The organism is Vibrio sp. JPW-9-11-11, assembly GCF_013369335.1.
Lineage (GTDB): Bacteria > Pseudomonadota > Gammaproteobacteria > Enterobacterales > Vibrionaceae > Vibrio.
Genome location: NZ_SZQJ01000036.1, coordinates 58,472 through 84,548, shown reverse-complemented (window position 1 = coordinate 84,548; position 26,077 = coordinate 58,472). Strand labels below are relative to the sequence as shown.

22 protein-coding genes are annotated in these 26,077 nt (G+C 47.5%); 15 read left to right on the top strand and 7 right to left on the bottom strand.

The genetic code is table 11. The annotated features are described in order from the left end of the window. Positions 1-60: 60 nt before the first annotated feature. Together gcvH and FCU94_RS16285 are read right to left on the bottom strand one after the other, a co-directional pair. Positions 61-441, bottom strand: a complete 381-nt coding sequence (gcvH, locus tag FCU94_RS16290; protein WP_176289532.1) for a glycine cleavage system protein GcvH — start codon at positions 439-441, stop codon at positions 61-63. Positions 442-475: 34 nt separating this feature from the next. Further along, positions 476-1,771 carry a serine hydroxymethyltransferase gene (locus FCU94_RS16285; protein ID WP_176289531.1) on the bottom strand — a complete coding sequence of 432 codons (1,296 nt, stop codon included), beginning with the start codon at positions 1,769-1,771 and terminating at the stop codon, positions 476-478. Between the two features lie 373 nt (positions 1,772-2,144). Between FCU94_RS16285 and FCU94_RS16280 the strand changes: the two genes are divergently transcribed. The 4 genes from FCU94_RS16280 to FCU94_RS16265 all read left to right on the top strand — a co-directional run bounded on the left by FCU94_RS16280 (position 2,145) and on the right by FCU94_RS16265 (position 6,143). Continuing rightward, positions 2,145-2,768, top strand: a complete 624-nt coding sequence (locus tag FCU94_RS16280) for a helix-turn-helix domain-containing protein (protein WP_176289530.1) — start codon at positions 2,145-2,147, stop codon at positions 2,766-2,768. Between the two features lie 258 nt (positions 2,769-3,026). Beyond that, entirely contained in the window at positions 3,027-4,145 is a 1,119-nt protein-coding gene (gene gcvT, locus FCU94_RS16275; RefSeq protein WP_176290064.1) for a glycine cleavage system aminomethyltransferase GcvT, read from the top strand. 168 nt (positions 4,146-4,313) lie between these two features. Beyond that, the gene (locus tag FCU94_RS16270; protein WP_176289529.1) at positions 4,314-5,321 is read left to right on the top strand and encodes a S1 family peptidase; all 1,008 of its coding nucleotides are present in this window, start codon (positions 4,314-4,316) and stop codon (positions 5,319-5,321) included. 153 nt (positions 5,322-5,474) lie between these two features. Continuing rightward, on the top strand, positions 5,475-6,143 hold the full coding sequence (locus FCU94_RS16265; RefSeq protein WP_176289528.1) for a LuxR C-terminal-related transcriptional regulator: 669 nt from the start codon (positions 5,475-5,477) through the stop codon (positions 6,141-6,143). Between the two features lie 70 nt (positions 6,144-6,213). Here FCU94_RS16265 and FCU94_RS16260 read toward each other — a convergent pair whose 3' ends face one another. After that, complete coding sequence (locus FCU94_RS16260; protein WP_176289527.1) at positions 6,214-6,477, bottom strand: DUF3012 domain-containing protein; 264 nt, start codon at positions 6,475-6,477, stop codon at positions 6,214-6,216. A 306-nt stretch (positions 6,478-6,783) separates the two neighbouring features. On the opposite strand from FCU94_RS16260, the gene rbsD reads away from it, so the two are divergent. The 7 genes from rbsD (at position 6,784) to FCU94_RS16225 (ending at position 14,374) form a co-directional block, all read left to right on the top strand. After that, a complete protein-coding gene (rbsD, locus tag FCU94_RS16255; RefSeq protein WP_176289526.1) occupies positions 6,784-7,203 on the top strand; it encodes a D-ribose pyranase in 420 nt (139 codons plus the stop codon). 24 nt (positions 7,204-7,227) lie between these two features. Next, positions 7,228-8,733, top strand: a complete 1,506-nt coding sequence (rbsA, locus tag FCU94_RS16250; protein ID WP_176289525.1) for a ribose ABC transporter ATP-binding protein RbsA — start codon at positions 7,228-7,230, stop codon at positions 8,731-8,733. Then, the gene (gene rbsC, locus FCU94_RS16245; RefSeq protein ID WP_176289524.1) at positions 8,730-9,713 is read left to right on the top strand and encodes a ribose ABC transporter permease; all 984 of its coding nucleotides are present in this window, start codon (positions 8,730-8,732) and stop codon (positions 9,711-9,713) included. Before rbsA ends, rbsC begins: the two co-directional genes overlap by 4 nt. A 65-nt stretch (positions 9,714-9,778) precedes the next feature. Beyond that, on the top strand, positions 9,779-10,657 hold the full coding sequence (gene rbsB, locus FCU94_RS16240; protein ID WP_176289523.1) for a ribose ABC transporter substrate-binding protein RbsB: 879 nt from the start codon (positions 9,779-9,781) through the stop codon (positions 10,655-10,657). 137 nt (positions 10,658-10,794) lie between these two features. Continuing rightward, positions 10,795-11,718, top strand: coding sequence for a ribokinase (gene rbsK, locus FCU94_RS16235; protein ID WP_176289522.1), 924 nt, complete (start codon positions 10,795-10,797; stop codon positions 11,716-11,718). 21 nt (positions 11,719-11,739) lie between these two features. Beyond that, complete coding sequence (locus tag FCU94_RS16230) at positions 11,740-12,747, top strand: substrate-binding domain-containing protein (RefSeq protein WP_176289521.1); 1,008 nt, start codon at positions 11,740-11,742, stop codon at positions 12,745-12,747. 97 nt (positions 12,748-12,844) lie between these two features. Next, entirely contained in the window at positions 12,845-14,374 is a 1,530-nt protein-coding gene (locus FCU94_RS16225) for a DUF3369 domain-containing protein (protein WP_176289520.1), read from the top strand. Here the strand turns inward: FCU94_RS16225 and FCU94_RS16220 are convergent. Then, positions 14,359-16,311, bottom strand: a complete 1,953-nt coding sequence (locus FCU94_RS16220) for a PAS domain-containing sensor histidine kinase (protein WP_176289519.1) — start codon at positions 16,309-16,311, stop codon at positions 14,359-14,361. The two genes, FCU94_RS16225 and FCU94_RS16220, sit on opposite strands and share 16 nt — an antisense overlap. Positions 16,312-16,424: 113 nt before the next feature. Here FCU94_RS16220 and FCU94_RS16215 point away from each other — a divergent pair, with 113 nt between their 5' ends. Both FCU94_RS16215 and FCU94_RS16210 read left to right on the top strand, forming a co-directional pair. After that, entirely contained in the window at positions 16,425-17,390 is a 966-nt protein-coding gene (locus FCU94_RS16215) for an ABC transporter substrate-binding protein (RefSeq protein WP_176289518.1), read from the top strand. Positions 17,391-17,540: 150 nt separating this feature from the next. Continuing rightward, entirely contained in the window at positions 17,541-18,521 is a 981-nt protein-coding gene (locus FCU94_RS16210) for a chemotaxis protein (protein WP_176289517.1), read from the top strand. Between the two features lie 61 nt (positions 18,522-18,582). Here FCU94_RS16210 and FCU94_RS16205 read toward each other — a convergent pair whose 3' ends face one another. Continuing rightward, positions 18,583-20,457, bottom strand: a complete 1,875-nt coding sequence (locus tag FCU94_RS16205) for a DEAD/DEAH box helicase (protein ID WP_176289516.1) — start codon at positions 20,455-20,457, stop codon at positions 18,583-18,585. 460 nt (positions 20,458-20,917) lie between these two features. Between FCU94_RS16205 and rnb the strand changes: the two genes are divergently transcribed. Next, entirely contained in the window at positions 20,918-22,921 is a 2,004-nt protein-coding gene (gene rnb, locus FCU94_RS16200) for an exoribonuclease II (protein WP_176289515.1), read from the top strand. 53 nt (positions 22,922-22,974) lie between these two features. Here the strand turns inward: rnb and FCU94_RS16195 are convergent, their stop codons facing one another. Then, positions 22,975-23,328, bottom strand: coding sequence for a DUF3024 domain-containing protein (locus tag FCU94_RS16195; RefSeq protein WP_176289514.1), 354 nt, complete (start codon positions 23,326-23,328; stop codon positions 22,975-22,977). Between the two features lie 170 nt (positions 23,329-23,498). On the opposite strand from FCU94_RS16195, the gene FCU94_RS16190 reads away from it, so the two are divergent. Further along, a complete protein-coding gene (locus tag FCU94_RS16190) occupies positions 23,499-24,317 on the top strand; it encodes a phosphate ABC transporter substrate-binding protein (RefSeq protein WP_176289513.1) in 819 nt (272 codons plus the stop codon). Between the two features lie 54 nt (positions 24,318-24,371). Here the strand turns inward: FCU94_RS16190 and malK are convergent, their stop codons facing one another. Continuing rightward, positions 24,372-25,490 (bottom strand): maltose/maltodextrin ABC transporter ATP-binding protein MalK, encoded by a 1,119-nt coding sequence (gene malK / locus FCU94_RS16185; RefSeq protein WP_176289512.1) that lies wholly within the window; start codon positions 25,488-25,490, stop codon positions 24,372-24,374. Positions 25,491-26,077 lie beyond the last annotated feature (587 nt).

Below are 26,077 nucleotides of genomic sequence, written 5' to 3'. Positions count from 1 at the left end.
TCCGAACTTAGAAAAAAAGCTGCCACCCAAAGTCGGGGGCAGCTTTCTATGTTTTCCTAATTACTCATCGTCGATTGAGTTTAGGTACTCTTCTGCGTCTTTTAGATTGTCGAGTTCAGATGGGTCTGACATCTTCACTTTTACAATCCAGCCGCCTTCATACGGCTCTTCGTTAATAAGCTCTGGGCTATCTTCTAGCTCTTCGTTGATCTCGACAATTTCACCTGTGATTGGTGCGTAAATGTCAGACGCAGCTTTAACTGATTCAACCAAAGAGAAGCTATCGCCTGCTTCGATTTCGTCTTCAACTTCTGGTAGGTCGACAAAAACAACGTCGCCTAGCATTTCTTGAGCATGCTCTGAAATACCGATAGTTACTGTGCCGTCACCGTTGTCACGTACCCACTCGTGGCTATCTGCAAACTTCAGTGTGTTGTCCATTGCTTATTCTCCAAAATAACTTTGATTAAATTGTTTATTGGTAAAGTGGGAAGCGAGCACAGAGTGTTTTGACTTCTTTGCGAACGCGTTGCTCAACTTCTGCGTTACCTTCCGGGTTTTCAACCAACCCGTCGAGTACATCGCCGATCCAGTTACCGATAAGTTTGAATTCTTCAGCGCCAAAGCCGCGGCTTGTTCCCGCAGGCGTTCCTAAACGGATGCCCGATGTAATCATAGGCTTCTCTGAATCAAACGGGATGCCGTTTTTGTTACATGTGATCCCTGCACGCTCCAAAGCTTCTTCCGCTTTATTACCTTTGAGGCCTTTAGGGCGAAGGTCAACTAACATAAGGTGCGTATCAGTTCCGCCGGTCACAATGTCACAACCGCGAGTTTGCAACACTTCAGCCAGAACTTTTGCGTTGTTGATCACTGAATCAATATATGTCGAAAATTCAGGGCCTAAAGCTTCACCGAACGCGACCGCTTTGGCTGCGATAACGTGCATTAATGGGCCTCCTTGAAGGCCGGGGAACACGGCAGAATTGATTTTTTTGATGATCTCTTCGTGGTTAGTCAGGATCATACCGCCGCGTGGGCCGCGCAATGTCTTATGTGTTGTAGTGGTGACAACGTGTGCATGCGGAAGTGGGCTTGGATGTGCACCTGTTGCGATTAGGCCTGCAATATGCGCCATATCGACCATCAAGATTGCGTCTACTTCGTCAGCGATGGCGCGGAACTTAGCGAAGTCGATGGTACGTGGAATTGCACTACCACCTGCGATGATCATTTTGGGTTTGTGCTCTAAAGCCAGTTCACGAACCGCGTCGTAATCTATCTCTAGCGTATCGCGATCCACACCGTACTGAACGGCGTTAAACCATTTACCGGAAAGCGCGGGGCGAGCGCCGTGCGTTAAGTGGCCGCCCGCATCAAGCGACATGCCCATAATGGTGTCACCCGGTTGCAAGAGGGCCAGTTTGACTGCGCCGTTTGCTTGTGCGCCAGAGTGAGGTTGAACGTTTGCGTATTCACACTTAAACAATTGCTTGGCGCGCTCGATAGCGATCGCCTCAACCGTATCAACGTGCTCACAGCCACCGTAGTAACGACGGCCCGGGTAACCTTCTGCGTATTTGTTGGTAAGGCAGGTGCCTTGGGCTTGCATGACTGCTTTCGAGACAATGTTTTCCGAAGCAATCAGCTCAATTTGTTCATTTTGACGAGTAAACTCTGCTTGAATTCCAGCGAAGACAGCATCGTCTGTAGCAGCAAGGTTAGTAGAGAAAAAGTTCTCTAAGCTGTGATTTTGAAACGGTTTGTTCATGGTAGATGACCTTCCATTCGTGCCGATGAGATGGTTACTTCTATCGATGGCTCTCGTCGGCTCTGCTTTTTGTTACTGTTCTTATCTACGTAAGAGCAGGGTGAATTTCCATACCCCTAAACGGTGGGGAAAGCCGATTCCAAATGTTAACTCTGTCAGCGTTTGGTCTCGGAAATCGCATCTCTACAACTAACAAGTTGGTAACATAGCGGTTGTCGGCACAACAATCAACCAAAAATTTCCTATTGGAAACAAGGTTTCTAAATTTGTTAACGGGAGCACGGTTTATTTATTGTTCACGTCTTTCCTCGACTATGCGCTTGGGGCACAATGAAAATCACACAGGATGTTGCTAAATATTGAAGAGGGAAGCATGCCCGAAGATATCTATGACGAGTACCCGTCGTTGACTCTGGCAAAAGAGTCTGCCGACGAAAACATAGAACCACTGAAACTAGGACAGCGGATAAAAGAGATTCGTGGCAAGCTAGGTATCACGTTAGAGGAAGCGAGCCAGCGTACAGGCCTTGCGCGCTCAACGTTAAGTAAAATTGAAAACGAACAGATCTCCCCAACCTTCCAAGCGATGCAAAAACTGGCAATGGGGTTACAGATAGATATGCCGCAACTGTTTGAACCACCAAGGAAAAAGGTGGCGACGGGGCGACGAGATATCACTAAGTCTAACCAAGGTAAACCTCACCCAACGCCAACTTATGAACATGAGTTATTGGCTACTCAGCTGTCGAACAAAAAGATGATGCCGTTTAAGAGCCAAGTTCATGCACGGAGTTTTGACGAGTATAGTGATTGGGTTCGCCATGACGGTGAAGAGTTCTTGTTGATATTGTCGGGTTCGGTTCTGTTTTATTCTGAGTTTTACGAGCCGGTAGAACTTAGCCAAGGCGACAGTGTTTACTATGACGCCAACATGGGGCATATGTTGGTTTCCACTAGTGAGCAAGACGCGCATATTTTGTGGGTGACGGCCAAATAGCCACCGATAATTGTAATTTCCTATAGCGAAGGCAAACGTTTGCTTTTGGGTCTTGAAAGAGTAAAATGACGTCGCTTTGGTGATTCTACCGCCAAAGCGGCGTTTTTTATTTGTCTGTTCAGATGTAAATATGATGTTAAGCGTCACACTTTGAACGCTTCTTGTCGTGTTGATCGTGCAAATTCTCTCCACTCGTGTTTATTATTGGAAACAAGGTTTCCTTGCATGGAAAACGAACCTGATAAAATGGAGACGACAATGACTCAAGATCTACTCAAAACCCCTCTACACGCGCTGCACATTGAAGCTGGTGCGAAGATGGTTCCTTTCGCTGGCTACGATATGCCTGTCCAATACAAACTTGGCGTAAAGAAAGAGCACTTACACACGCGCGATGCGGCTGGTTTATTTGATGTATCGCACATGGGGCAACTGCGTTTACATGGTGAGGGTGCATCAGCGTTTTTAGAGTCATTGGTTCCAGTTGATATTATCGATCTTCCGTCGGGCAACCAGCGCTATGCGTTTTTCACCAACGATCAAGGCGGCATCATGGACGACCTGATGGTGGCTAATTTGGGCGATCATCTTTTTGTGGTGGTGAATGCAGCGTGTAAAGATCAAGACATTAACCATCTAGAAGCGCATTTACCTTCGGGCGTTGAGCTTGAAGTCATTGATGACCGAGCATTACTCGCATTGCAAGGCCCTAAAGCCGTTGATGTACTAAAAAGATTCAATCCACAAGTCGCAGACATGTTATTTATGGATGTGAAGAAGTTAGAGATCTTAGGCGTTGAGTGCATTGTTAGCCGCAGTGGTTACACTGGTGAAGATGGTTACGAAATCTCAGTACCTAACACGCATGCACAGGAACTGGCGCAAAAGTTAACGGCGGAAGTAGAAGTAGAGTGGATTGGTCTTGGCGCTCGTGATTCTTTACGCCTTGAGTGTGGTTTATGTTTATATGGTCACGATCTCGACACAACGACAACCCCAGTGGAAGCAAGTTTGCTTTGGGGGATTCAGAAGGTACGTCGACTTGGCGGTGAACGCGAAGGCGGTTTCCCAGGGGCAGAGATCATTCTTAAGCAGATCGACACTAAAGATGTGACGCGCAAGCGTATTGGTCTGGTTGGTCAAACCAAAGCGCCAGTACGTGAAGGGACCGAGCTGTTCGATGCTGATGATAACAAAGTGGGCATTGTTACTAGTGGTACTGCTGGTCCAAACGCAGGCAAGCCTGTTTCTATGGCTTATGTGCGCGCCGATCTTGCTGCTATTGACACTGAACTGTTTGCCGACGTGCGTGGTAAGAAGCTACCGATGACGGTGGCGAAAATGCCATTCGTGCCACAGCGTTATTACCGTGGCTAGTTATTTGCAACGAAACGTTATATAAATCTTAAACCTCTCGATTCGAGAGGTTTTTTTTGTTAATGGATACTCATTTAGTTGTCTGATTGTGGTTAGAGTGTTATGAACTCAATCATCGAGTTTGACGTAAACTAAACTTAATTTGTAGTTTTAAGCCAGGATGTTGTTATGAGTCGTATCTTTTACTGCTTGTTGTTGATACTAGTGCCCGCCAGCGCATATGCGGTCGACGTGAAACCCTATATTGTCAATGGCTCTAATGCCGATATTTCTGATTACCCGTCTTTCGCCAGTCTTTTTTATCGAAATGGTAACACCTACAGTGCATCGGCTTATTGCGGCGCGACCATGATCAACTCGCAATACGTACTCACGGCGGCGCACTGCATATACGCCGACAATAATCTGATGCTTTACACAGTTGTGGCTCCACAATTAGAGGATGAGAGTAATTTTCTCTCAAATCAACAAGCTAAGGCGCAAGCTTTTTACTATCCGGACAGCTATCTAGACTCTGAGCTAGAGCGTTGGCCAAACGACATCGCGATCATCAAATTGGAATCGCCGCTGGCGGTCAGCGACTACTCTTCGCTGCTTAATACCTCTGTCAACAACACCTTCGCGACTAACGCTGATTACAAAGCGGTAGGACATGGGTACATCGAGGACAATACCCCTGGTGGAACCCAGTTATTAGAGACCTCATTGACCTATGTAAATACAACGGATTGCCAAGCGGTATTCGGCAGTAAGATATCATCAAGCCAGCTTTGTTTTGACGGTCCAGTTCCGACTGGCGCTACGTACAAAAATGCTACCTGTAGCGGTGACTCAGGCGGGCCTGTTTACTGGTCAACCGGGGGACAATATGTGCAAATTGGTATCACCAGCTTTGGCCCCGAGCCTTGTGGCGACGCGAGTGTCAACGTGACGTCGGTATTTACCGATGTTTACGATTATCAAAGTTGGATTTCGCGAGTTATTACCGGTCAAGAAACACCAAAAGCTTATGTAGAGACGCGCAATGGGGTTCGTGTATTGATCAATAATGATACAGGAGGGAGTGAGTCAACCGCCCCACAATCGGGAGGTGGTGGTGGAGGATCGTTACCTCTCTCCACACTGATAGTCTTAGTGCTTGTGGCGTATTCGCGTGCTCGACTTTGGGTAAGTTAATACGCTTCTTATAAATGAGAATGTCAACTTAACCTTTTGAAATTAATTATTTTTATTGTATTTCCTTGTTGAGTGAGAGTAATCAACCTGTTGACTATTCTCTGTGAGAAGATAGGTTTAGTTTGACAGTTACTTTTGGCAGGGATCAACGTTATGGCTAGCAATGACATCTATAAAGTTACACTCGTTTCTGATGTGAGCATGCAATCAAAACTACTAAAGGATTCATTGGAGAAAGGGCTAGATCTGCAGGTGGCGATTGTGACCGCCGACTCACTGAAAAACTGTGTACCAGGCGAGTCGATACTAGGCAACTTAGTACTTATTGATTACCACTATCTTGATGGCGATAAGTTTGAAAGCTACCACTTTGCCAAAGGGCAGAGTCAAACGGCGGTGAAAGAAATCGTGTTTAATTGCCCGGCGGATGCGCCCTCAAGCGAGCTATTCAAATGGCGTAACTTGGTAGGGGTGTTTTATCTCGATGATGAACTGCCATTGCTGCTCAAAGGCATGGAAAAAGTGATGCAAGATGAAATGTGGCTATCTCGCAAAGTGGCTCAGGACTATATTGAACACTTCCGCTGTGCCAACACTGTGACCACTTCACAAGCCTACGCCAACCTGACAAAACGCGAAAAAGAGATCATGCGTTTACTTGGGCATGGAGCGTCGAATATTGAAATCGCTGATGAACTGTTTGTCAGTGAGAATACCGTCAAAACTCACTTGCATAATATCTTCAAAAAGATCAACGCCAAAAACCGTTTGCAAGCACTGCTGTGGGCGAACAACAATATTTCTCTTGAAGAGCGTGTTTAACCCCAAGACTCAACAGTCAATAACTTGATAAAGGTCTGGCCTGCCCAGGCCTTTTCTATTGTCCTCTGCCTCAAAACACGCAGTGTTTGGCATAGCTTGTGGCATCGTTGGCGCTCCAATCGCCTCTAGATTTTTGCTCTAAATCTTTGCACCATGCTTCACTGCCGACGGCATCAAGTAAAATGCAGTGCTTGGTATAATCAACGGCGTTTTGTGCGCTCCATTGCCCCTTGTTTGTTGTCGCCATGGTGTCACACCATGCTTGCGTTCCCACCTCTTGTTGGCAGCCGCTAAACAAAAAAATTGCACCGATTGCGAGTAGTCTGTTGTTCATTGTTTGGGTCCATATCATTTTGACGACACTATAGCGTTTATCACCGCTTAGATGTGTTCGAAGTGGGTAAATTTTTCGTTTACCGTCACTGATAATAGTATCAATCAGTGACGGCGATCACTTCATTATAATGACTTCTTTGCACGAAAAAGATCCAATTCACAATCTTGTTAACCACGACTCGCATAAATAAAACCAGCTATTATTATTTCATCGAAACGTTTCGATGAGTGTTTTCTCAGTAATTCAGTCGATAACACGCAACACTCACTCTTGAACAAACGTCTATTTTTGAAGGTCGATGAGATGAAAAAACACACGCTATTAAATTCAGAGCTGTCCTATTTGATTGCCACGCTCGGTCATACTGACGAAATCACGATCTGTGATGCGGGGTTACCGATCCCGGCGCAGGTGCAGCGTATCGACTTGGCACTGACTCATGGTGTGCCCGCATTTCTAGAAACTGTACGAGTGATCTTGTCTGAATCACAGATTGAAGGGGTGATCCTCGCCGAAGAATTTAAATCGGTCAGCCCAACTCACCATGAGGCACTCCTCAAAGAGCTGGCTGCAGAAAGCGAATCGACAGGCAAAGACATTGCAATCCAATATGTCAGTCATGAGGCCTTTAAAGCACGTACAGGACAAAGTCGCGCTGTAGTGCGCACTGGCGAATTTACCCCATACGCGAACGTCATTTTTCAAGCTGGCGTTGTGTTTTAGATGGCGCAACAGGAAGGAAACACTATGACTCAAGCCATACTACAGCTGAGTTCAATTGAAAAGGCGTTCCCCGGAGTGAAAGCCTTAGACAAAGCGAGCCTCAATGTTTACCCCGGCCGCGTCATGGCGCTACTGGGCGAAAACGGTGCTGGAAAATCGACGCTGATGAAAGTGTTAACGGGCATCTACACATTAGATGCTGGCAGCATTCACTACCAAGGCCAACCTGCGTCGTTCAACAGTCCACGTGACTCGCAGCAAGCGGGTATCAGCATTATCCACCAGGAGCTGAACCTTATCCCCGAACTCACCATCGCAGAAAACATTTTCTTAGGCCGAGAATTTACCAACGCGTTTGGTGGTATTCAATGGCAACACATGTATGCCGAAGCGGACAAGCTACTCGCGCGCCTTAACGTTAAGCACAGCTCAAAGACCTTGCTCGGTGATTTGAGCCTTGGTGAGCAGCAGATGGTGGAAATTGCCAAAGCGCTGTCGTTCGAATCCAAAGTCATCATCATGGATGAGCCGACAGACGCATTAACGGATACCGAAACCGAGTCTCTGTTTGCGGTTATCAACGAACTGCGCGATCAAGGTTGTGGCATTGTGTATATCTCGCACCGTTTGAAAGAGATTTTCGAGATTTGTGACGATATTACCGTATTGCGTGATGGAAAATTTATTGGTCAATGCTTAGTAAGCGATACCGATGAAGATGGCCTGATTGAGATGATGGTTGGTCGTAAGTTGGATGAGCAGTATCCGCGCATCGATGTCCGCCATGGTGAAACCTGTCTAGAGGTCATTGGATTGACTGGGTCGGGGGTTGACGATGTCAGCTTCACGCTTAAACGAGGTGAGATCCTTGGCGTGTCCGGCTTGATGGGGGCTGGACGCACTGAGTTAATGAAGGTGCTTTATGGCGCTCTGCCTAGTGCGCGCGGCGTGATCAATTTAGACGGAAAGACTATCAACCCCGTTTCCCCTCAAGATGGCTTGGCCAATGGTATTGCTTATATTTCCGAAGATCGCAAAGGCGATGGTTTAATTTTAGGGCTATCGGTTAAAGAGAATATGTCGCTTTGTGCGCTCGATAAACTGACTAAAGGTGGTCGAATCCAGCACAACGATGAAGTGATTGCAGTCGAGGACTTCATTAATCTATTCAATATTAAAACACCAACACGTGACCAAATCATTGGCAACTTATCGGGCGGTAACCAGCAGAAAGTCGCTATCGCTAAGGGCTTGATGACAAAGCCGAAAGTCTTGATTTTAGACGAACCGACCCGAGGCGTGGATGTCGGTGCCAAGAAAGAAATCTACCAACTGATCAATAAGTTCAAAGCTGATGGCATGAGCATCATTTTGGTCTCTTCAGAAATGCCTGAAGTGCTCGGCATGAGTGACCGCATTATGGTGATGCACGAAGGACGGATCAGCGGAGAATTTGATGCCAAAGACGCTGACCAAGAAAAACTACTCGCCTGTGCTGTAGGCAAAATGATTAATGAGGAAGCCGCATGAGTACCGATACCATGAGCAAAACAAATACGTCCCACAGTAATAAGCTGTTTAGTAAAGAGTGGTTAATTGAACAAAAGTCGCTGATTGCGTTGCTATTATTGATTGTTGTTGTCTCATTCTTAAATCCAAACTTCTTTACCGTCGACAATATTCTTAACATTCTGCGTCAGACATCAGTTAACGCGATTATCGCCGTCGGTATGACGTTGGTTATCTTAACCGCAGGGATCGATTTGAGTGTCGGCTCGGTGCTGGCGTTATGTGGTGCATTTGCTGCTAGTTTGATTGCCATGGAAGTTCCAGTGTTGATTGCCGTACCAACGGCGCTATTCGCTGGTGCGGCGCTAGGCGCGATCAGTGGCATTATTATCGCTAAGGGCAAAGTGCAGGCGTTCATTGCAACGCTAGTGACGATGACGCTACTGCGTGGTGTCACTATGGTCTACACCGATGGTCGTCCTATTTCAACCGGATTTACCGAAACGGCGGACGCCTTTGCTTGGTTTGGTACCGGTTATGCGCTCGGTATTCCTGTGCCCGTGTGGTTAATGGTGATCGTCTTTGCTGCGGCTTGGTACTTACTCAACCACACTCGCTTTGGCCGCTACGTTTACGCGCTGGGTGGCAATGAATCGGCTACTCGCTTATCAGGCATCAACGTTGACCGCGTTAAGATTGGCGTCTACGCCATCTGTGGTCTGCTCGCAGCCTTGGCCGGGATTATCGTGACTTCGCGTCTTTCATCTGCTCAGCCAACCGCTGGTATGGGCTACGAGCTCGATGCGATCGCGGCCGTCGTATTGGGGGGCACCAGTCTAATGGGCGGCAAGGGCCGCATTATGGGAACCTTGATCGGTGCTCTTATCATTGGTTTCTTAAATAATGCCCTCAACTTACTCGATGTTTCCTCCTACTATCAGATGATTGCTAAAGCAGTGGTTATTTTGCTGGCGGTACTGGTAGACAACAAAAACAAGTAAATCAAAACTAAACTCAATAGGGTCAAGTGACGTGTCTTGACCCACCCTACACAAGGACAGAGAAAATGAAAAAACTCGCAACTCTTATCTCCGCGGCACTACTTTCGTCAACCGTTTCTGTATCCGCACAGGCACAAGATACGATGGCCATCGTATTGTCGACGCTGAACAACCCGTTCTTTGTCACCATGAAAGATGGGGCAGAAGCGAGAGCGAAGGAGCTGGGTTATGAACTGATCGTGTTGGACTCGCAAAACGACCCGAGTAAAGAGCTTTCTAACGTTGAAGATTTAACCGTCCGTGGCGTTAAAGCGATTTTGATCAACCCAACCGACTCGGACGCAGTATCAAACGCAATTCGCATGGCCAACCGCTCTAACATTCCTGTTCTTACCCTTGATCGCGGCGCGAGTCGTGGTGAGGTGGTCAGCCACATTGCGTCAGACAACGTGGTGGGTGGCGAAATGGCGGGCAACTTCATTGTCGAAAAAGTCGGCATGAAAGCCAAAGTCATTCAGCTCGAGGGTATCGCGGGTACGTCTGCAGCACGTGAGCGTGGTGAAGGCTTTATGAATGCGGTAAAAGGCAGTGAAATGGATGTATTGGCGAGCCAGCCTGCCGATTTTGACCGTACTAAGGGCCTTAACGTGATGGAAAACTTGCTTGCGGCTAATCCAGACGTTGAAGCGGTATTTGCCCAGAACGATGAAATGGCACTGGGTGCACTGCGCGCCGTGCAAGCATCAGGCAAAGACGTGATGATTGTTGGCTTTGATGGTACCGATGACGGTATCGCCGCCGTTAACCGCGGTAAGCTGTCTGCCACAATTGCACAACAACCCGATTTGATTGGTGCACTCGGTATCGAAACTGCAGACCAAGTACTCAAAGGCGAGCAGGTCGAAGCGTACATTCCGGTTCCGCTAAAAGTGATTACTAAGTAATTGACGTTGGAGCCCTCTTTGCTGCGGTTATCTGTCGGCAGCAAAGAGGGCAAATAGTGATGGGCTCTGTGCCTGAGAGTCCATCACTATTTCTCCTGTTCACATCTATTGGGCTCTATCGAGCCGAGGACAACCTTATGAATAAGTTAGTGGTTTTAGGTAGTGTTAACGCTGACCATGTTCTTCAAGTGCCTTCTTTTCCTCGCCCTGGCGAGACGTTACATGGTCGCAACTATCAAGTCATTCCGGGTGGTAAAGGGGCAAATCAAGCGGTTGCGGCGGCACGCTTAAAGGCTGATACAGGTTTTATTGCCTGCGTGGGTGATGATGCGTTTGGCATCAATATTCGTGAAAATTTCAAGATGGACAACATCAATATTCGCGGCGTGAAAATGGAGCCGAACTGTCCAACTGGTATCGCGATGATCCAAGTGTCTGATAGCGGTGAAAACAGCATCTGTATTTCCGCTGAGGCTAATGCCAAACTAACCGCAGACGCGATAGAGCCAGACTTAGAATCGATTCGCAATGCCAAGTATCTGCTCATGCAATTGGAAACCCCATTATGCGGGATCGAGAAAGCGGCGCAGGTCGCTAAGCAGGCTCGCACCAATGTGATTCTTAATCCGGCGCCAGCGCGTGAGTTGTCAGATGAGCTACTCGCTTGTATCGATGTCATCACGCCGAACGAAACAGAAGCTGAAGTGCTGACTGGAATAACGGTTACAGACAATGAAAGTGCTCAAGAGGCGGCCAATGTGCTGCACCGTAAGGGCATCGAAATTGTCATGATTACCTTAGGCGCCAAAGGAGTGTGGCTCAGCCAAAATGGTCGCGGTGACTTAATTGAAGGGTTTCGCGTTGAAGCGCTCGACACCACGGCGGCAGGTGATACCTTCAATGGGGCATTAGTCACTGGTTTACTTGAGGATTTGCCTTTAGAATCAGCGATTAAATTTGCTCATGCAGCAGCGGCAATCTCTGTGACTCGCTTTGGGGCTCAAACCTCGATACCATCGCGTGCTGAAGTTGACGCCTTTCTTGCGGAGCGCAATCAATAATCTGGCGTAAGGGAGTACGGCATGGCAACAATGAAAGATATCGCACGACTGGCTGGGGTGTCGACCTCAACGGTGAGCCATGTCATTAACAAATCTCGCTATGTCAGTGAAGAGATCTCACAGCGGGTTAATCAGGCTGCGAAAGAGCTCAATTATCGCCCGTCGGCGTTGGCGCGAAGTTTGAAAATAAACCGAACTCAAACCATAGGAATGCTGGTAACGACGTCAACCAACCCTTTCTTTGGTGAAGTGGTGAAAGGGGTAGAGCGCAGTTGCTACCAGCAAGGCTATAACCTCATTCTGTGCAATACTGAAGGGGATAACCAGCGAATGCGAGAATCGATCAACACGTTATTGCAAAAGCGGGTTGATGGCTTAATTTTGATGTGCTCTTCGCTCGAGGGAGAGCGTATCGATGTGTTTGAACAGTATCCTGACATACCGGTTGTGGTGATGGACTGGGGCCCCATGCTGTTTACCAGCGATAAGATTCAAGACAACTCTTTGCGTGGCGGCTATCTGGCGGCGAAGTACCTGATTGACTCTGGTCATACTGAGATCGGCTGTATTACCGGACCTTTGGTTAAACATCAGGCGCAGATGCGTTATGAAGGCTACAAACGTGCTTTAAATGAAGCCGGACTCAAGTTTAAATCGGACTGGATTATCGAGGCTGATTTTGAGTGTGAAGGCGGCTATGAGGCGTTCAAAAAAATGGCAGAGAAAGGGCCGTTGCCAAGTGCGATCTTTGTTTGTAACGACATGATGGCGATGGGGGTGATCAATGCAGCCAATGAACAAGGTGTAGCGATTCCTGAGCAGCTCTCGATTATCGGCTACGATGATATACATATCGCCAAGTTCATGAGCCCCTCTTTAACGACTATCCACCAACCGAAATATCGCTTAGGTAAAGCGGCGGTTGAAGCCGTTTTGAAAAAACTGGCAGGTGACAGCGATCAAGCTCAAGTGGTTCAGCTTGAACCGACGCTCGTCGAACGTGCAACAGTGAAGGCGTGTCTAAAATAACACCAAATGGGTAGTTGTTTCCTAGCAGTTATCCCACCTAACTTGATGAATTTGTGCTAAACCTTAAGTGATAATGACTTTAAGCTTAGGGCGATAAATGGACTTATTCGCAGATCAAAAAAACACTCAAGACGTATTGCAGCCTAACGCTAAACAGCCTTGGTTGGTGCTACTGGTGGATGATGATGAGCAGATGCATCAAATTACCCGTTTGGCACTATCAGGATTTCAGTTTGAGGGACGAGGGCTAGAGCTGCTGTCTGCTTACTCTGCCGAACAGGCAAAGCCAATTTTGCAGCAAAACGATGATATTGCCTTGGCTTTGGTTGACGTGGTGATGGAGACTGAGCACGCTGGGCTTGAGCTGGTCAAGTATATTCGCGAGCAACTCAATAACTCGTTGATTCGGCTTGTGTTGCGTACAGGTCAAGCGGGTCAAGCACCAGAAGATATCGTTATTCGAGAATACGAGATCGACGACTACAAAGAAAAAACTGAACTCACCACACAAAAGCTCAAAACCTTGCTCTATTCAATGCTTCGTTCTTATCGCGATCTGTGTTTGATTGAGAAGCAAAAAAATGGTCTGAGAAAGGTTATTCAGGCATCGGCTCAAGTGCAAAATACCACGACGATACAAGCGTATGCCTCCTCGGTACTTGAGCAGCTAACCTCGCTACTGCAACTGGAAGAGTCGGCCTTCTATTGTGTCGTTCAACCACGTCCGGAAGGGGAAGCATCGAGAGCACTGACGATTGCGGCAACAGGGGACTATGTTGATTGCTACAGTGAGTGCACGTTTGACAAGCTTCCTGAACAGGTTGCAGTGCGTTGTCGCCAAGCTCTCGAACTGCAGCAGTCCATGCATTTTGGCGACGCGTTTGTCCTTTATGCCAACGATGAGCAAGGGGTCGATAGCATTTTGTACGTCAATTTTCATCGTGATTTGAATGATCTCGATGTTCAACTGCTCGAAATCTATATGCAAAATATTGGTTTGACGTTCGAAAACCTCACTTTGCTGATCGATATTAAAGATACGTCAAAAGAGCTGGTGTACAACTTAGCCAATGCGGTAGAAGCACGCAGTCGCGAGACCGGTGCGCATGTTCAACGGGTATCGCTGTTCTGTGAGAAACTGGCTCTGATGTATGGGCTGGGGGAGCGCGAGGCCAATATGCTCAAGCACGCTTCTCCGCTGCATGATGTCGGTAAGGTTGCGGTTCCAGATGCCATTTTACATAAGCCGGGCAAATTAACGCCAGATGAGTGGGAGATCATGAAACGCCATGTCGAATATGGGGTGGAGATACTCAGTCGCTCAAAGCGCCGTTTGATTCTTATGGCAAAAGAGATCGCCGCCTATCATCATGAAAAATGGGATGGCAGCGGGTACCCGCAAGGGGTAGCGGGCACGGATATACCTATCAGTGGCCGCATTGCGGCATTGGCTGATGTGTTTGACGCGCTTGGATCCAAACGTAGCTACAAAGAGCCTTGGAGCGATGAAGATATTAAAAACGAGGTCATTGCCCAGCGTGGGCGTCATTTTGACCCTGTTTTGGTCGACCTGTTGATTGCCAATTGGGCTGAGTTCATCGCAATTCGTGATCAATTACCCGATTGACCCGGTCCATGGCTCTCCGAAGGAAGAACTTTGGGCAAGGTGAAGGTAAAGTGCACGCCTTGCTCGGGCTGAGAGGCGAAGGAGAGCTCGCCTTTGAGCTTTTGTTTTACCAGGTTGAACACCAAATTGAGCCCCAAACCAGAGCCGCCTGAGCCTCGTTTACTGGTATAGAATGGCTCAAAAATCTTTTGATGCAACGACTCATCGACGCCACAACCATTGTCTCGATACTCGACGACAATGGCATCTTCTTGTTGTTGAAACTCAATGGTTATCTCAGGATTGGGTTGTTGGTCGAAAGCGTGATTGATGCTGTTCATCACCAAGTTAGAGATCACTTGAGTTAAGACGCCTGATAAGCTGTTCATCATAACGCTTCTATCGCCTTCTAAACGTGGCGTGACCGGTACTTTGCGTGTCTCTGGGTGCAAGCTGGCGATAAGTGCATCGAGAACTTGATACACATTGAAATGGCTGCGGCTCTCTGAAACTTGATCCACCGCGGTTTGCTTGAAGTCACGGATCAGCTTCGCGGCGCGGTTGAGATTGTTCTCGAGCATCGCATGGCTGTCACTCATTCGAGCCATCAAAGACTCAAACTGTTGACTGGTTAACGTCTGTGCGGCGAAAGCTTGTTTGGCTTCCTTGACCACATCTTGGATAACGGAAGTGGCGGTAACAGCAATCCCCAAGGGCGTGTTGACCTCGTGCGCGACGCCTGCCACAAGGCCTCCTAGTGCTGCGAGCTTTTCCGACTCAATCAACTGGTCTTGTGTTTGCTTGAGCTGTTCCATGCTGTGCTTGAGGTCTAAGGTTCGCGTCGCGACAGTATGTTCTAGTGATTGATTGAGTTGTTTTAGTTCTATCTGAACGCGTTTGAGTTCTGTGATATTGATTGCGGTACCACGAAAGCCAGCAAACCTATCATCTTCAAAGCGAGCTTTGGCTTGGAACAGCAAAAAATGGTTAATGCAATTGATGGTTAAACTCACCTCACACATGCTGAAATCCCCTTGGCGAGAGAGAGACTCTGTGAGTTGCTGCGCATCAGTTAACGCCGGAAGCTGTTTCAATATCGGCTTGCTGTCTGGCGCAATCGATAAGGCCTCTTGCATACTCTCAGAACAATAAATTAACTCACCCAAGGCATTAGTTTCCCACAGCCAGTCGGAAGATATATGGGCGAACTCGTGTAGCCGCTCTTGTTCCTGCTTAATGTTGTTATACAGCGTGGTGACGTTTTGGGTGATCTTATTGGTTTCGTCACCGAGCCAGTCTAACTCGTCATTTTTTTCAGCGATCCAGGCGTGGCGATCGAGTACCAGTGGCGCTTTGGGGTGGCGAGGGTTGTACTTTCGTAGGTAATAGGCAATAGCAAAAATACGTTGATTGACGCTTTTATGAAAGACCATCAAGACCAAGTAGCATACCAGCAGAGTTTTAAATGCATTGAGTAGTAAGGTATAGACGGCTTGCCAAATTAGATAGTCGTAGATCTGTTTGGCATCGGTTTGAATAAAAATGGTGCCAACAGACTCAACCAAAGAGGAGTTCGGGTGTTGATATAGCAGTGTGAACTGTTCGGTAATGGGGTGCTCAGCCGTGGGTTGACCTGCCTCGAATTGGTAATCACCGCTTTGCACGCGCAGATAATCGAGCTTGGGTAGATTGACCAAACCGTCGAGCTCTTGTTGCAGCGAAAGAAGATCAAAATCCCACAACGACGAAGCAATTAGCGGCGCGTGAATATCGCGGATCTCAATTTGGCGCTGCTCGACGGCATTAAACTCGTGGGTATAGTCCCACGAAAGTTGGATTAGTGTAGTGAGCACAGTGATGACACCACTGAGCAAGACCATAATTAATATGATGCGTCGCCCGATACGACTGGAAAGCGGATTGTCTTGGCAATCTTCAATTTTTCGGCTGCGAGTCATAACTTTCCTCTTTTCTATCAGTATAGTCATTTGAAAAATAAACAGAGGCGCAAAGGTTGGAGAGTTGCAATTCGCCAACTACACTCATTTCATACTTAAGTGGGGGAAGAGCTATGCGTTGGAGTTGGCTGTTGCTTGTATGTGCATCGCCGGTGTGGGCGACCAAGGTGCTGTTGATAGAAAGCTACCATTCGACCTATCCTTGGGATGCCAGCTATGTCGAGGGGCTTAACGATACCCTCACCTCGAAAGTAGAGCTGGTCAGCTATTCGATGGATACCAAACGTTTACCTTCATCAGAGCATGCCGAGCAAGCAGATAACGCTTTTGCGTTTTACCAACAGCATCAGCCAGAGATTGTTATTCTTGGTGATGACAACGCATTTAATTATTTGTTGCCTAAACTTTATGATGAGCCGATTTCTATCGTCTTTCTTGGCGTGAATGCCAATCCGCGGGCGCTACTCAGTCAGTATCGCGGTCAGGCAAAAGTTACCGGGGTGCTTGAGCGACCACTATTTGTAAAGTCACTTGGGGAGTTGAGACGCTTGTTTGAGCGAGAGCGGTTTCAAGTAAAGATTTTGTTTGACTCTGGGGTAACGTCTAAGATTGCCAAAGACTACATACAGAAACAATATAGCCTGATTAAGAACAACTTGGGGATCGAGGTCGATATTCAAGCCATTGAAACGAAGCAGCAATGGGAACAGCAAGTGCTCACTGCCAAGCAATCTGGTTTTAGCGCGATTATTGTCGGACTGTATCAAACCTTGGTTGATGAACAGGGAAACAACGTACCTGCTGAACAGGTGATCACATGGACGCGTAACCACTCGCCGTTGCCGATTTTTGCGTTTTGGGACTTCGCCGTTGGTGAGAACAAAGCCGCGGGTGGGGTGGTATTATTTGGTTACAGCCAAGGAACCCGAGCGGCACAACTGGTCAATCAAATTATTCAAACAGGCCATGACCCTATTATTCCCATCGTGACTGATAACCAAGGAAAAGCGATTTATTCAAAAAAAGAGTTTGAGCGTTGGCAGCTAGAAATACCGTATCACTGGCAAGCTGTTGAGTGATTCAACAGTAATATTGAGAACCTGAAGGTCAGAACTTTGAACTCGCACTGTCTATTCGATTTACAAACTTTTGCTTTGCGGTTAAAAAGAATAAAAGTATCTACGACTATTGACGATAATAAGTTGTGATCAAATGAAGAAAGAAGAATTATGAGCGGATCAAGTAGTACGATTTTAACTGAGAGTGGCACCAATGAGCTGGAAATCATTGAGTTCCATTTAGTCAAAGAACTTCCAGGTGGTGGGACAAAAACCTGCTACTACGGAATTAACGTCGCCAAAGTGCGAGAAGTCATCCAGGTTCCTGAGACCACAGATTATCCGAACGCCCAGCCGCATATGGTTGGCGTCTTCTCTTCGCGTGATGTTTTGACCCCGCTGGTGGACTTGGCGGGTTGGTTGGGCGTTCCAACCAATAAAGACCTAAAGCGCAAGTTTGTTATTGTCACTGACTTTAACAACATGACCAATGGTTTTTTGATCGACAGTATTAGCCGTATTCACCGTATCTCTTGGAATGATGTTGAATCACCGAGTCAGTTCTTGGAAGCGGGTGAGCAAGACTGCGTGGTGGCGGTGGTACGAAAAGATGGCAATCTTATCATGATTCTTGATTTCGAGAAGATCATTGCCGACATCAACCCAGAACTGAGCATGGAAAAATACGATGTGACGGTCGATAAGTCGGTTGATTTGAACCAGCGCATGGTCACCAAACGGAATGCAAAAACCGTTATGGTGGTCGATGACTCCGCGTTTATCCGTTCGATGATTCAAGATACGTTGACTTCTGCAGGCTATAATGTGATCGCGTGTAAAGATGGCGGTGAAGCACATGAGAAGTTGATGAACCTCATCGAAGTGGCCAAAGAGGACAACATGCCAGTGAGCGAGTTTATCGATGGTGTGGTGACCGACGTAGAGATGCCACGTATGGATGGTATGCACTTAGTTAAGCGTCTACGTGACAGTGAAGCTTATGCCACTATTCCGATTGTTATGTTTTCGTCCTTAATGAGTGAGGATAACCGGGCTAAAGCTTTAGCTTTAGGCGCCAACGATACGATTACCAAACCCGAGATTGGTAAAATGGTGACCATGATGGACAAGTATATTTTTGGCCGACAGTAACCAGTGGTACAGCTATAAAAAAAGGATACGCAATGCGTATCCTTTTTTGTTTCTGTCTTGATTAAGCGTCGTTACGACGATCGCGGCCATGGCCACGTTCACCGCGATAGTTGCCACGGTGATCGCCACCGCGGTTGCGGTCAAAGCGACGTTCGCCGTCACGACCACCACGGCCACCTTCACGGTTGCCACGGTAACCGCCTTCGCGACGACCGCCTTCACGGTTGCCACGGTAACCGCCGTCACGACGACCACCTTCACGGCGTCCGCGCGGCTCGCGGAAGTCGTCAAAGTCACAGACCACAGCATCAACTTGTTTCTGACGGATACGTAGTTTGCGTAGTTTACCTGCAGTCTCAGAAGACATCGCTTTTGGTAGCTGAACGTAAGTCTCGCCTTGTGCTAGCTTGATTGCACCGATAGAGCCTTTGGTTAGGCCAAGTTCGTTTGCCAGTGCGCCAACGATATCTTTAACCTGAACACCTTGTTCACGGCCGACTTGAAGTTGGTACGTATCCCAGTCTTGAGTATTGAAGCTACGGCCACCATCACGACCATTTTCACGGCGCTCTTTACGACGCTTCTTATCACGCTCAATCGCTTCAATCATTGGGTCTTCGCCAATGTAGAATAGTGGGCGCTTACCTTGCTGGCGCTTAAGTAAAATAGCGGCAAGTGTTGCTGCATCTAACTCTAGAGACTCTTGCAGTTTTTCAACTAGCTCAGAGAACTTCTCTAGCGCTTTGTGTTCTTTTTCTGTCTCTAGCTCTGCACCCAGTTTGAGTAGACGAGCTTCTGCCACTTTGTCGCGGTGCGGAAGTTGGATTTCTTCCATTGATGACTTAGTGACGCGCTCGATAGTGCGAAGCATACGCAGTTGGTTGGTGCGAACTAGAAGGATCGCCTTACCTTTACGTCCAGCGCGGCCAGTACGACCGATACGGTGGATGTATGACTCAACATCGAATGGGATGTCGTAGTTAAATACGTGTGTGATACGTGGAACGTCAAGACCACGTGCTACAACGTCAGTTGCAACTAGGATGTCGATAACACCTTGTTTGATGTGATCAACAGTACGCTCACGTAGAGATTGTGGAATATCACCGTGCAGAGCCGCTGCTTTGAAGCCACGTGCAGATAGCCAGTCAGCTAGGCGCTCAGTATCTTGACGAGTACGGACAAATACGATTGATGCGTCAGTCTCTTCTGTCTCTAGAAGGCGTGACATCGCTTCGTCTTTTTCTACGCCTTTAACAACCCAGAATTGCTGTTCTACTTTGTCTACCGTGTGGTTTTTACCTGCAACGTCGATCGTTTCTGGATCGCGTAGGAAGCGCTCAACAATGCTCTTAAGCATTGGAGGCATAGTTGCAGAGAAAAGAACGCGCTGTGCAGACTCAGGCGCGTGTTCCATGATTTCTGTTACGTCATCAACAAAGCCCATGTTGAGCATTTCGTCTGCTTCATCAAGCACGAATGTATGAACTTCGTCTAGGTGTAGGCGGTCACGGTTGATAAGGTCTTGAACACGGCCTGGCGTACCGACAACGATGTGAGCACCGTTTTTCAGTGCACGCATTTGATCAACGATAGATGCACCACCGTAGATCTCTAGCACTTTAAGGCCAGCAATGTTCTTACCTAGGTTCTTAACTTCTGCAGCAACCTGAATCGCGAGTTCACGAGTGGGTGCCAGAACGATAGCTTGAGGCTTACGTTGGCCGAGGTCTAGCTTGTTAAGAAGAGGTAGAGAGAAAGCGGCAGTTTTACCAGTACCAGTTTGAGCTTTACCTAGTGCGTCTTTACCAGCCAATAGGTGCGGGATAGCCGCTGCCTGAATTGGAGTTGGTGAAACAAAACCCATACCATCAAGAGCTGAAAGGATAGAGTCGTTAAGCGCTAGATCGCTAAACTGAATTACAGAATCTGTCATTGGGATCCTACTATATTATGTCAACAAAAGGTCCCACGAGCTCTACCAATTCCAATACCAATCCAGTTGAGAGCTGATTCCGTTCAGATGCGGAAAAGTCGTAAATCGCATCAAGCCACTAGGGACGTAAATTCTCTCGATGCCGCTCACTACATTCGCGGTGTCACATGGCAGCTTTGCCTACACTGTAGTCGCATCGATTTGAGGGAGCGCATTATTCCTCAAACGCATAAAAAAAGCTAGAAAAAATTGAATTTCATCACAATTTTTCTCTGAATCGGGCCGTTCTGTTCACATCTTCGTCACTAATTGATGTGCTTTGTTTAAATTATCCGCGAATAGCTTGTTTTGATAAGCGTTTGAAATCCGGTCTAAAGGTGAGATTGTCATGGCTGCGCGCTAGCGAGGCCATAGCCGCAGTGTTATAGTGTGCGCAATTTTTTCAGTAAGAATTGTAGAGATGTTCCAAGATAACCCGCTACTGGCTCAACTTAAGCAGCAAATTCAAGAAACGCTTCCTAAAAAGGAAGGCACCATCAAAGCAACCGAAAAAGGCTTTGGTTTTCTAGAAGTCGATAGCAAAACTAGCTTCTTTATCCCGCCACCGTACATGAAAAAATGTCTTCACGGTGACAAGGTCAAAGCCATCATTCGTACTGAAAAAGAGCGTGAAGTGGCGGAGCCAGAAGAGCTGATTGAACAAGGATTAACACGCTTTATCGGCCGTGTGAAACTGTTCAAAGGTAAGCTGAATGTGGCTCCTGATCACCCTCAATTGAAAAAACTGTCTCTTAAAGCGAAAACCCGTAAGGGCATTAAGAGCGACGATCTAAAAGAAGGCGATTGGGTGGTGGCTCACCTGATTCGTCACCCGCTAAAAGGTGACAACGGCTTTTTCGTTGAAATTTCAGAAAAGATCACTGACGCTGACGACAAAATCGCACCTTGGTGGGTAACGCTGGCGCAAAATGATCTGCCTAATAGCGAACCTGCGGGCATCGATCATTGGCAAATCAAAGACGACGCGGATCTCGAGCGCGTAGATATGACGCACGTTGCTTTTGTCACCATCGATGGCGAGTCCACAAAAGATATGGACGATGCGCTGCACGCGAAGAAAACCGAATCGGGTGACTTTGAACTGACCATTGCGATTGCCGATCCCACCGCTTACATCACGCCAGATAGTGATATGGATAAAGTGGCACGCGAGCGTGGTTTCACTATTTATCTGCCTGGTCGGAATATTCCGATGCTACCACGTGACTTGGCGGACGAGCTGTGTTCACTGATCGAGAACGAAGTGCGCCCGGCACTCTGTTGTCGCGTAACGGTCAGTAAAGACGGCGTGATTGGCGATGACATCAAGTTCTTTGCGGCTAACATTAAGTCTCATGCCCGTTTAGTGTATGACAACGTGTCTGACTGGATTGAAAACGGCCATTCCGACGCCTGGCAACCTAGCGATGATATTGCCCAAATCGTGCGTGACTTGTACCAGTTCTCGACAGCGCGCGCTGAGTGGCGTGAGAAGAATGCCGTCGTGTTCCCTGACCGCCCTGACTATCGATTTGAGCTAAGCGAAGATAACGATGTTGTGGCGATTCATGCTGATCTGCGCCGCAGCGCTAACCGTTTGGTTGAAGAGGCGATGATCACCGCTAACATCTGTGCGGGCCGTACGTTGAAAGCGAACTTTGACTCTGGGGTATTCAATACTCACGCCGGCTTTAAACCAGAGAAAATCGAAGAAGTGGTGGCGCTTATCAACCCTAACGGTGAGCTTCCATTTACGGCAGAATCTCTCGCGACTTTAGAAGGTTTTGCCCAGCTTCGTCGCTGGTTAGCAACACAAGAAACGTCGTACCTAGATAATCGTATTCGCAAGTTCCAGGCATACAGTGAAATTGGCAATCAACCTTTGCCGCATTATGCGATGGGGCTTGACCTGTACGCAACGTGGACCTCGCCAATCCGTAAATACGGCGATATGATCAATCACCGCATGCTAAAAGCGCATATTTTGGGTAAAGAGCCGGTGCAAACCGCGGATGACAGTGTGGGCGAAGAGCTAGCGATTCACCGCAAACATCATAAGATTGCTGAGCGTAATGTCGGTGACTGGCTATACGCTCGTACACTGGCCGATGAACCGAGCAAGGGCACCAAGTTCAACGCTGAAATCTTTGATATTAACCGTGCAGGTATGCGAGTGCGTTTGCTTGAAAATGGAGCGGCGGCGTTTATTCCTGGTACGTTGATTTTGGCGAATAAAGAGCGCTTAGAGTGCAACGGCGACAATGGCACGGTGAGCATTGATAAAGCGCTGACTTATCGTTTAGGCGATGTGTTAGAAGTCGTTCTGACCGACGTTAACCAAGAAAACCGCAGCTTAGTGGCTAAGCCTACGCAAATCTTTGATGAAGTCAAAAGTGTCGAAGAGGGGCAAACACCTGCAGTGTAATACGGTGTGATGATAAAAAGGGCGCTCAATAGAGCGCCCTTTTTGTAGGAGCTTTAGTCGCTCCAGAATATCGCTTTTGGGTCTTTGGCCACTTCGCGCATGATAGCCGTGAGATCGCTGCTTTGTGCTAGAAACGGATAGGGCAGCCAAGTTTCGAGTTCGTTATCATGGGGCGTAAACAACTGCCAAAGGTGGAGATCTTGATTCCAAGCCACTTTCGCCACGGGGTTCATGTAGTGGCAGTGGCTAGAGTCGAGTAAAAAGTGCTGCTTAATAAACACAACCCCGTTGTGTAGCGTTTCATAGCTTGCCTTACCCAACTCCGCTGGCGTACTTTGGTTGCGCTGCTTGCAGATTTGCTGTGCTCGGCTCTCGACTTGTCTTTGGAGCAAACTTACCAATTCCATGACGCTCGGTCTCGCTTGTTGCCTCTTAACTCTGTTGCTTACCATACTCGGGTTTATTGATAGTAGATACAAGATCCGGTCATGTCTGTATAGGTTTTCACAAAAATGTCATCTAATCGACATAACATAGGCGCCGATATCAATTAGACCGTTTCGTTTGGGAGAAAAATATGTTCCGTGTCGCGCTAGCAACACTACTATCCAGTTCACTATTCAGCGCTACATTACTGGCGGACGAAGTGAACGTTTCAGGTTCGACTTCCGTGGCGCGCGTAATGGACGTGCTTGCTGAGCAGTATAATGCCACTCACAAGGAAAGCTATGTCGCTGTGCAGGGCGTTGGCTCTAGTGCCGGTATTAGTTTGGTAAAAAAAGGGGTGGCGGACATCGGGATGAGTTCACGTTACTTGACAGAGAGTGAGCTTGACGAAACCTTAGTTGTAGCACCGATAGCTTTTGATGGCTTGGCAGTGGTGGTGAACAAAGCGAATCCCATTGAAAACATCACCCGTGAGCAGTTGTTTGATATTTACAAAGGTAAGATTACCAATTGGAAACAGCTCGGCGGTAGCGATCAAGATATTGCCGTGGTCACGCGAGAAGCCTCATCGGGTTCCCGGTACAGTTTTGAAAGCCTGATGGGATTAACTAAGGTCATCAATGGTCGTTTGGTGTCGGACATTAATCCAGATAATTTGGTCGTCAATAGTAACAGTATGGTGAAAACCATCGTCAATCATAACAAGCAGGCCATTGGCTTTGTTTCGAGGGGCTCGGTTGATAGTTCGATTAAAGCGATTCAGTTTGAAGGGGTGACGGCTAGCAGCGCGACTATTGCTAAACGAGAGTATGAGCTCTCACGTCCATTTTTAGTTCTGTACAATCTCGATCGTCTCGATGCGAACGCCAAATCATTTGTTCAATATTTGCAAAGTGATGATGCCAAGCAACTCATTGAAGAGTACGGCTACACACCCGTTACCAAGTGAGCATAAAACAAAAAGCCCAGCATTCAATGCTGGGCTTTTTTACTTTAGGGCAGATTATTCGAAATCGATGCCCGCTTCTTTGTGCAAGCGTTGGCACGCTTGACCGTCGCTGTGGAATAGGTGACAGCGGTGAGCCGGAATGCCGACCGACAGCGTATCGCCAGCTTCAACCGCAAGCGTGTCAGGTTGACGATAAATCATATCGGCGTCTGCTGCGTCAATGTGCATGTAAACTTGAGTTTCATTACCAAGTTTTTCAACGATGTTCACTTCACCTTCAATGGTCGCATCGCCTTCATTGGCTGGAAGTAAGTGCTCTGGGCGTACGCCGAGTGACATACGCTCGCCGCGAGTGACCGTTGTGCCATCGACAGGAATCCAGAACGTCGTGCCATTCGCCAGTTGAACCATCACACGGTCTTTTTCTACCGCTTCAATAAAGACACTCATAAAGTTCATTTTTGGCGAACCGATAAAGCCCGCAACAAAACGGTTTTGTGGGTAGTGGTAGAGCTCAAGCGGTTTGCCTACTTGCGAAACGAAACCTGCGTCGAGCACGACAATCTTGTCTGCCATGGTCATCGCTTCCACCTGATCGTGGGTGACGTAAATCATGGTACAGCCGAGTTTGCGTTGCAGTTTAGTGATCTCAGAGCGCATTTGCACACGGAGCGCAGCATCAAGGTTAGACAGTGGCTCGTCGAGTAGGAATACATTTGGCTGTGATACTAAGGTACGACCGATAGCAACACGCTGACGCTGACCACCCGATAGCGCCTTAGGTTGACGTTCAAGAAGGTGGCTCAACTGCAGAACTTCTGCGGCGTGTTCAACGCGCTTGTCGATTTCACCCTTGCTGGCTTTGGCTAACTTAAGGCCAAACGACATGTTGTCGTAAAGGTTGAGGTGTGGGTATAGGGCGTATGATTGGAAAACCATGCCCACGCCGCGCTTTGATGGTTCGACATCGTTCATGCGCTCATCGCCGATGTAAAGCTCACCTGATGTGATGTCTTCTAGACCAGCGATACAGCGGAGTAGTGTTGACTTACCACAGCCTGACGGACCGACGAAAACGACAAATTCGCCCTCTTGGATTTCTAAATCAACGTTCTTGGAAATCAGTACGTCACCGTAAGCTTTACATACATTTTTTAACGTGACACTCGCCATGTAGCTCGTCCTCGATCAATTTTTATAATTTACTGCCTATCATTATATGAATTTTGGAGCAGGCAATAACAGTAGGAATTTGGTATTGGAATGGATTCAATCAATTGAAGTGTAAGAAAATAGGGTGATGGAGTTCCTCACATCACCCACCAAGCCAAAGTCAGGTTTGCTACCCCCGTGTACTCTAAGCTTCTCCCCCGAATGAATCAGTTTCCTGAATACCTACGTGACTTGAGTACGTTTCGCAAACCCTAGCGGCATTGTAACCAGTCACCCTATTGCGTGCTACTGGAAAGGGTTCTTACCATCCACTCTTGGATGGCTGTAGTTTGTGAAATATCGCCTGTGTTTGCATCCTCCTAAGCAAAAAAATTGTAGGGGGAGTAGATAGGGAGGAGCCATTTTAGGGTGGAGAATACAGACAGAGATCCAGCTCAAATATTTGCCGTCATTGAGAGTGAATTGAGTCACACAACAACGAATTTTTGTGAGCTTGGTCGTTGTTCATTGACGATAGGGATCACGAAAATAGTTCATAATAGGTAGGGCGTAGGGAGTAGGAGGATGAGTCTTTTGTCAGTTTGGCT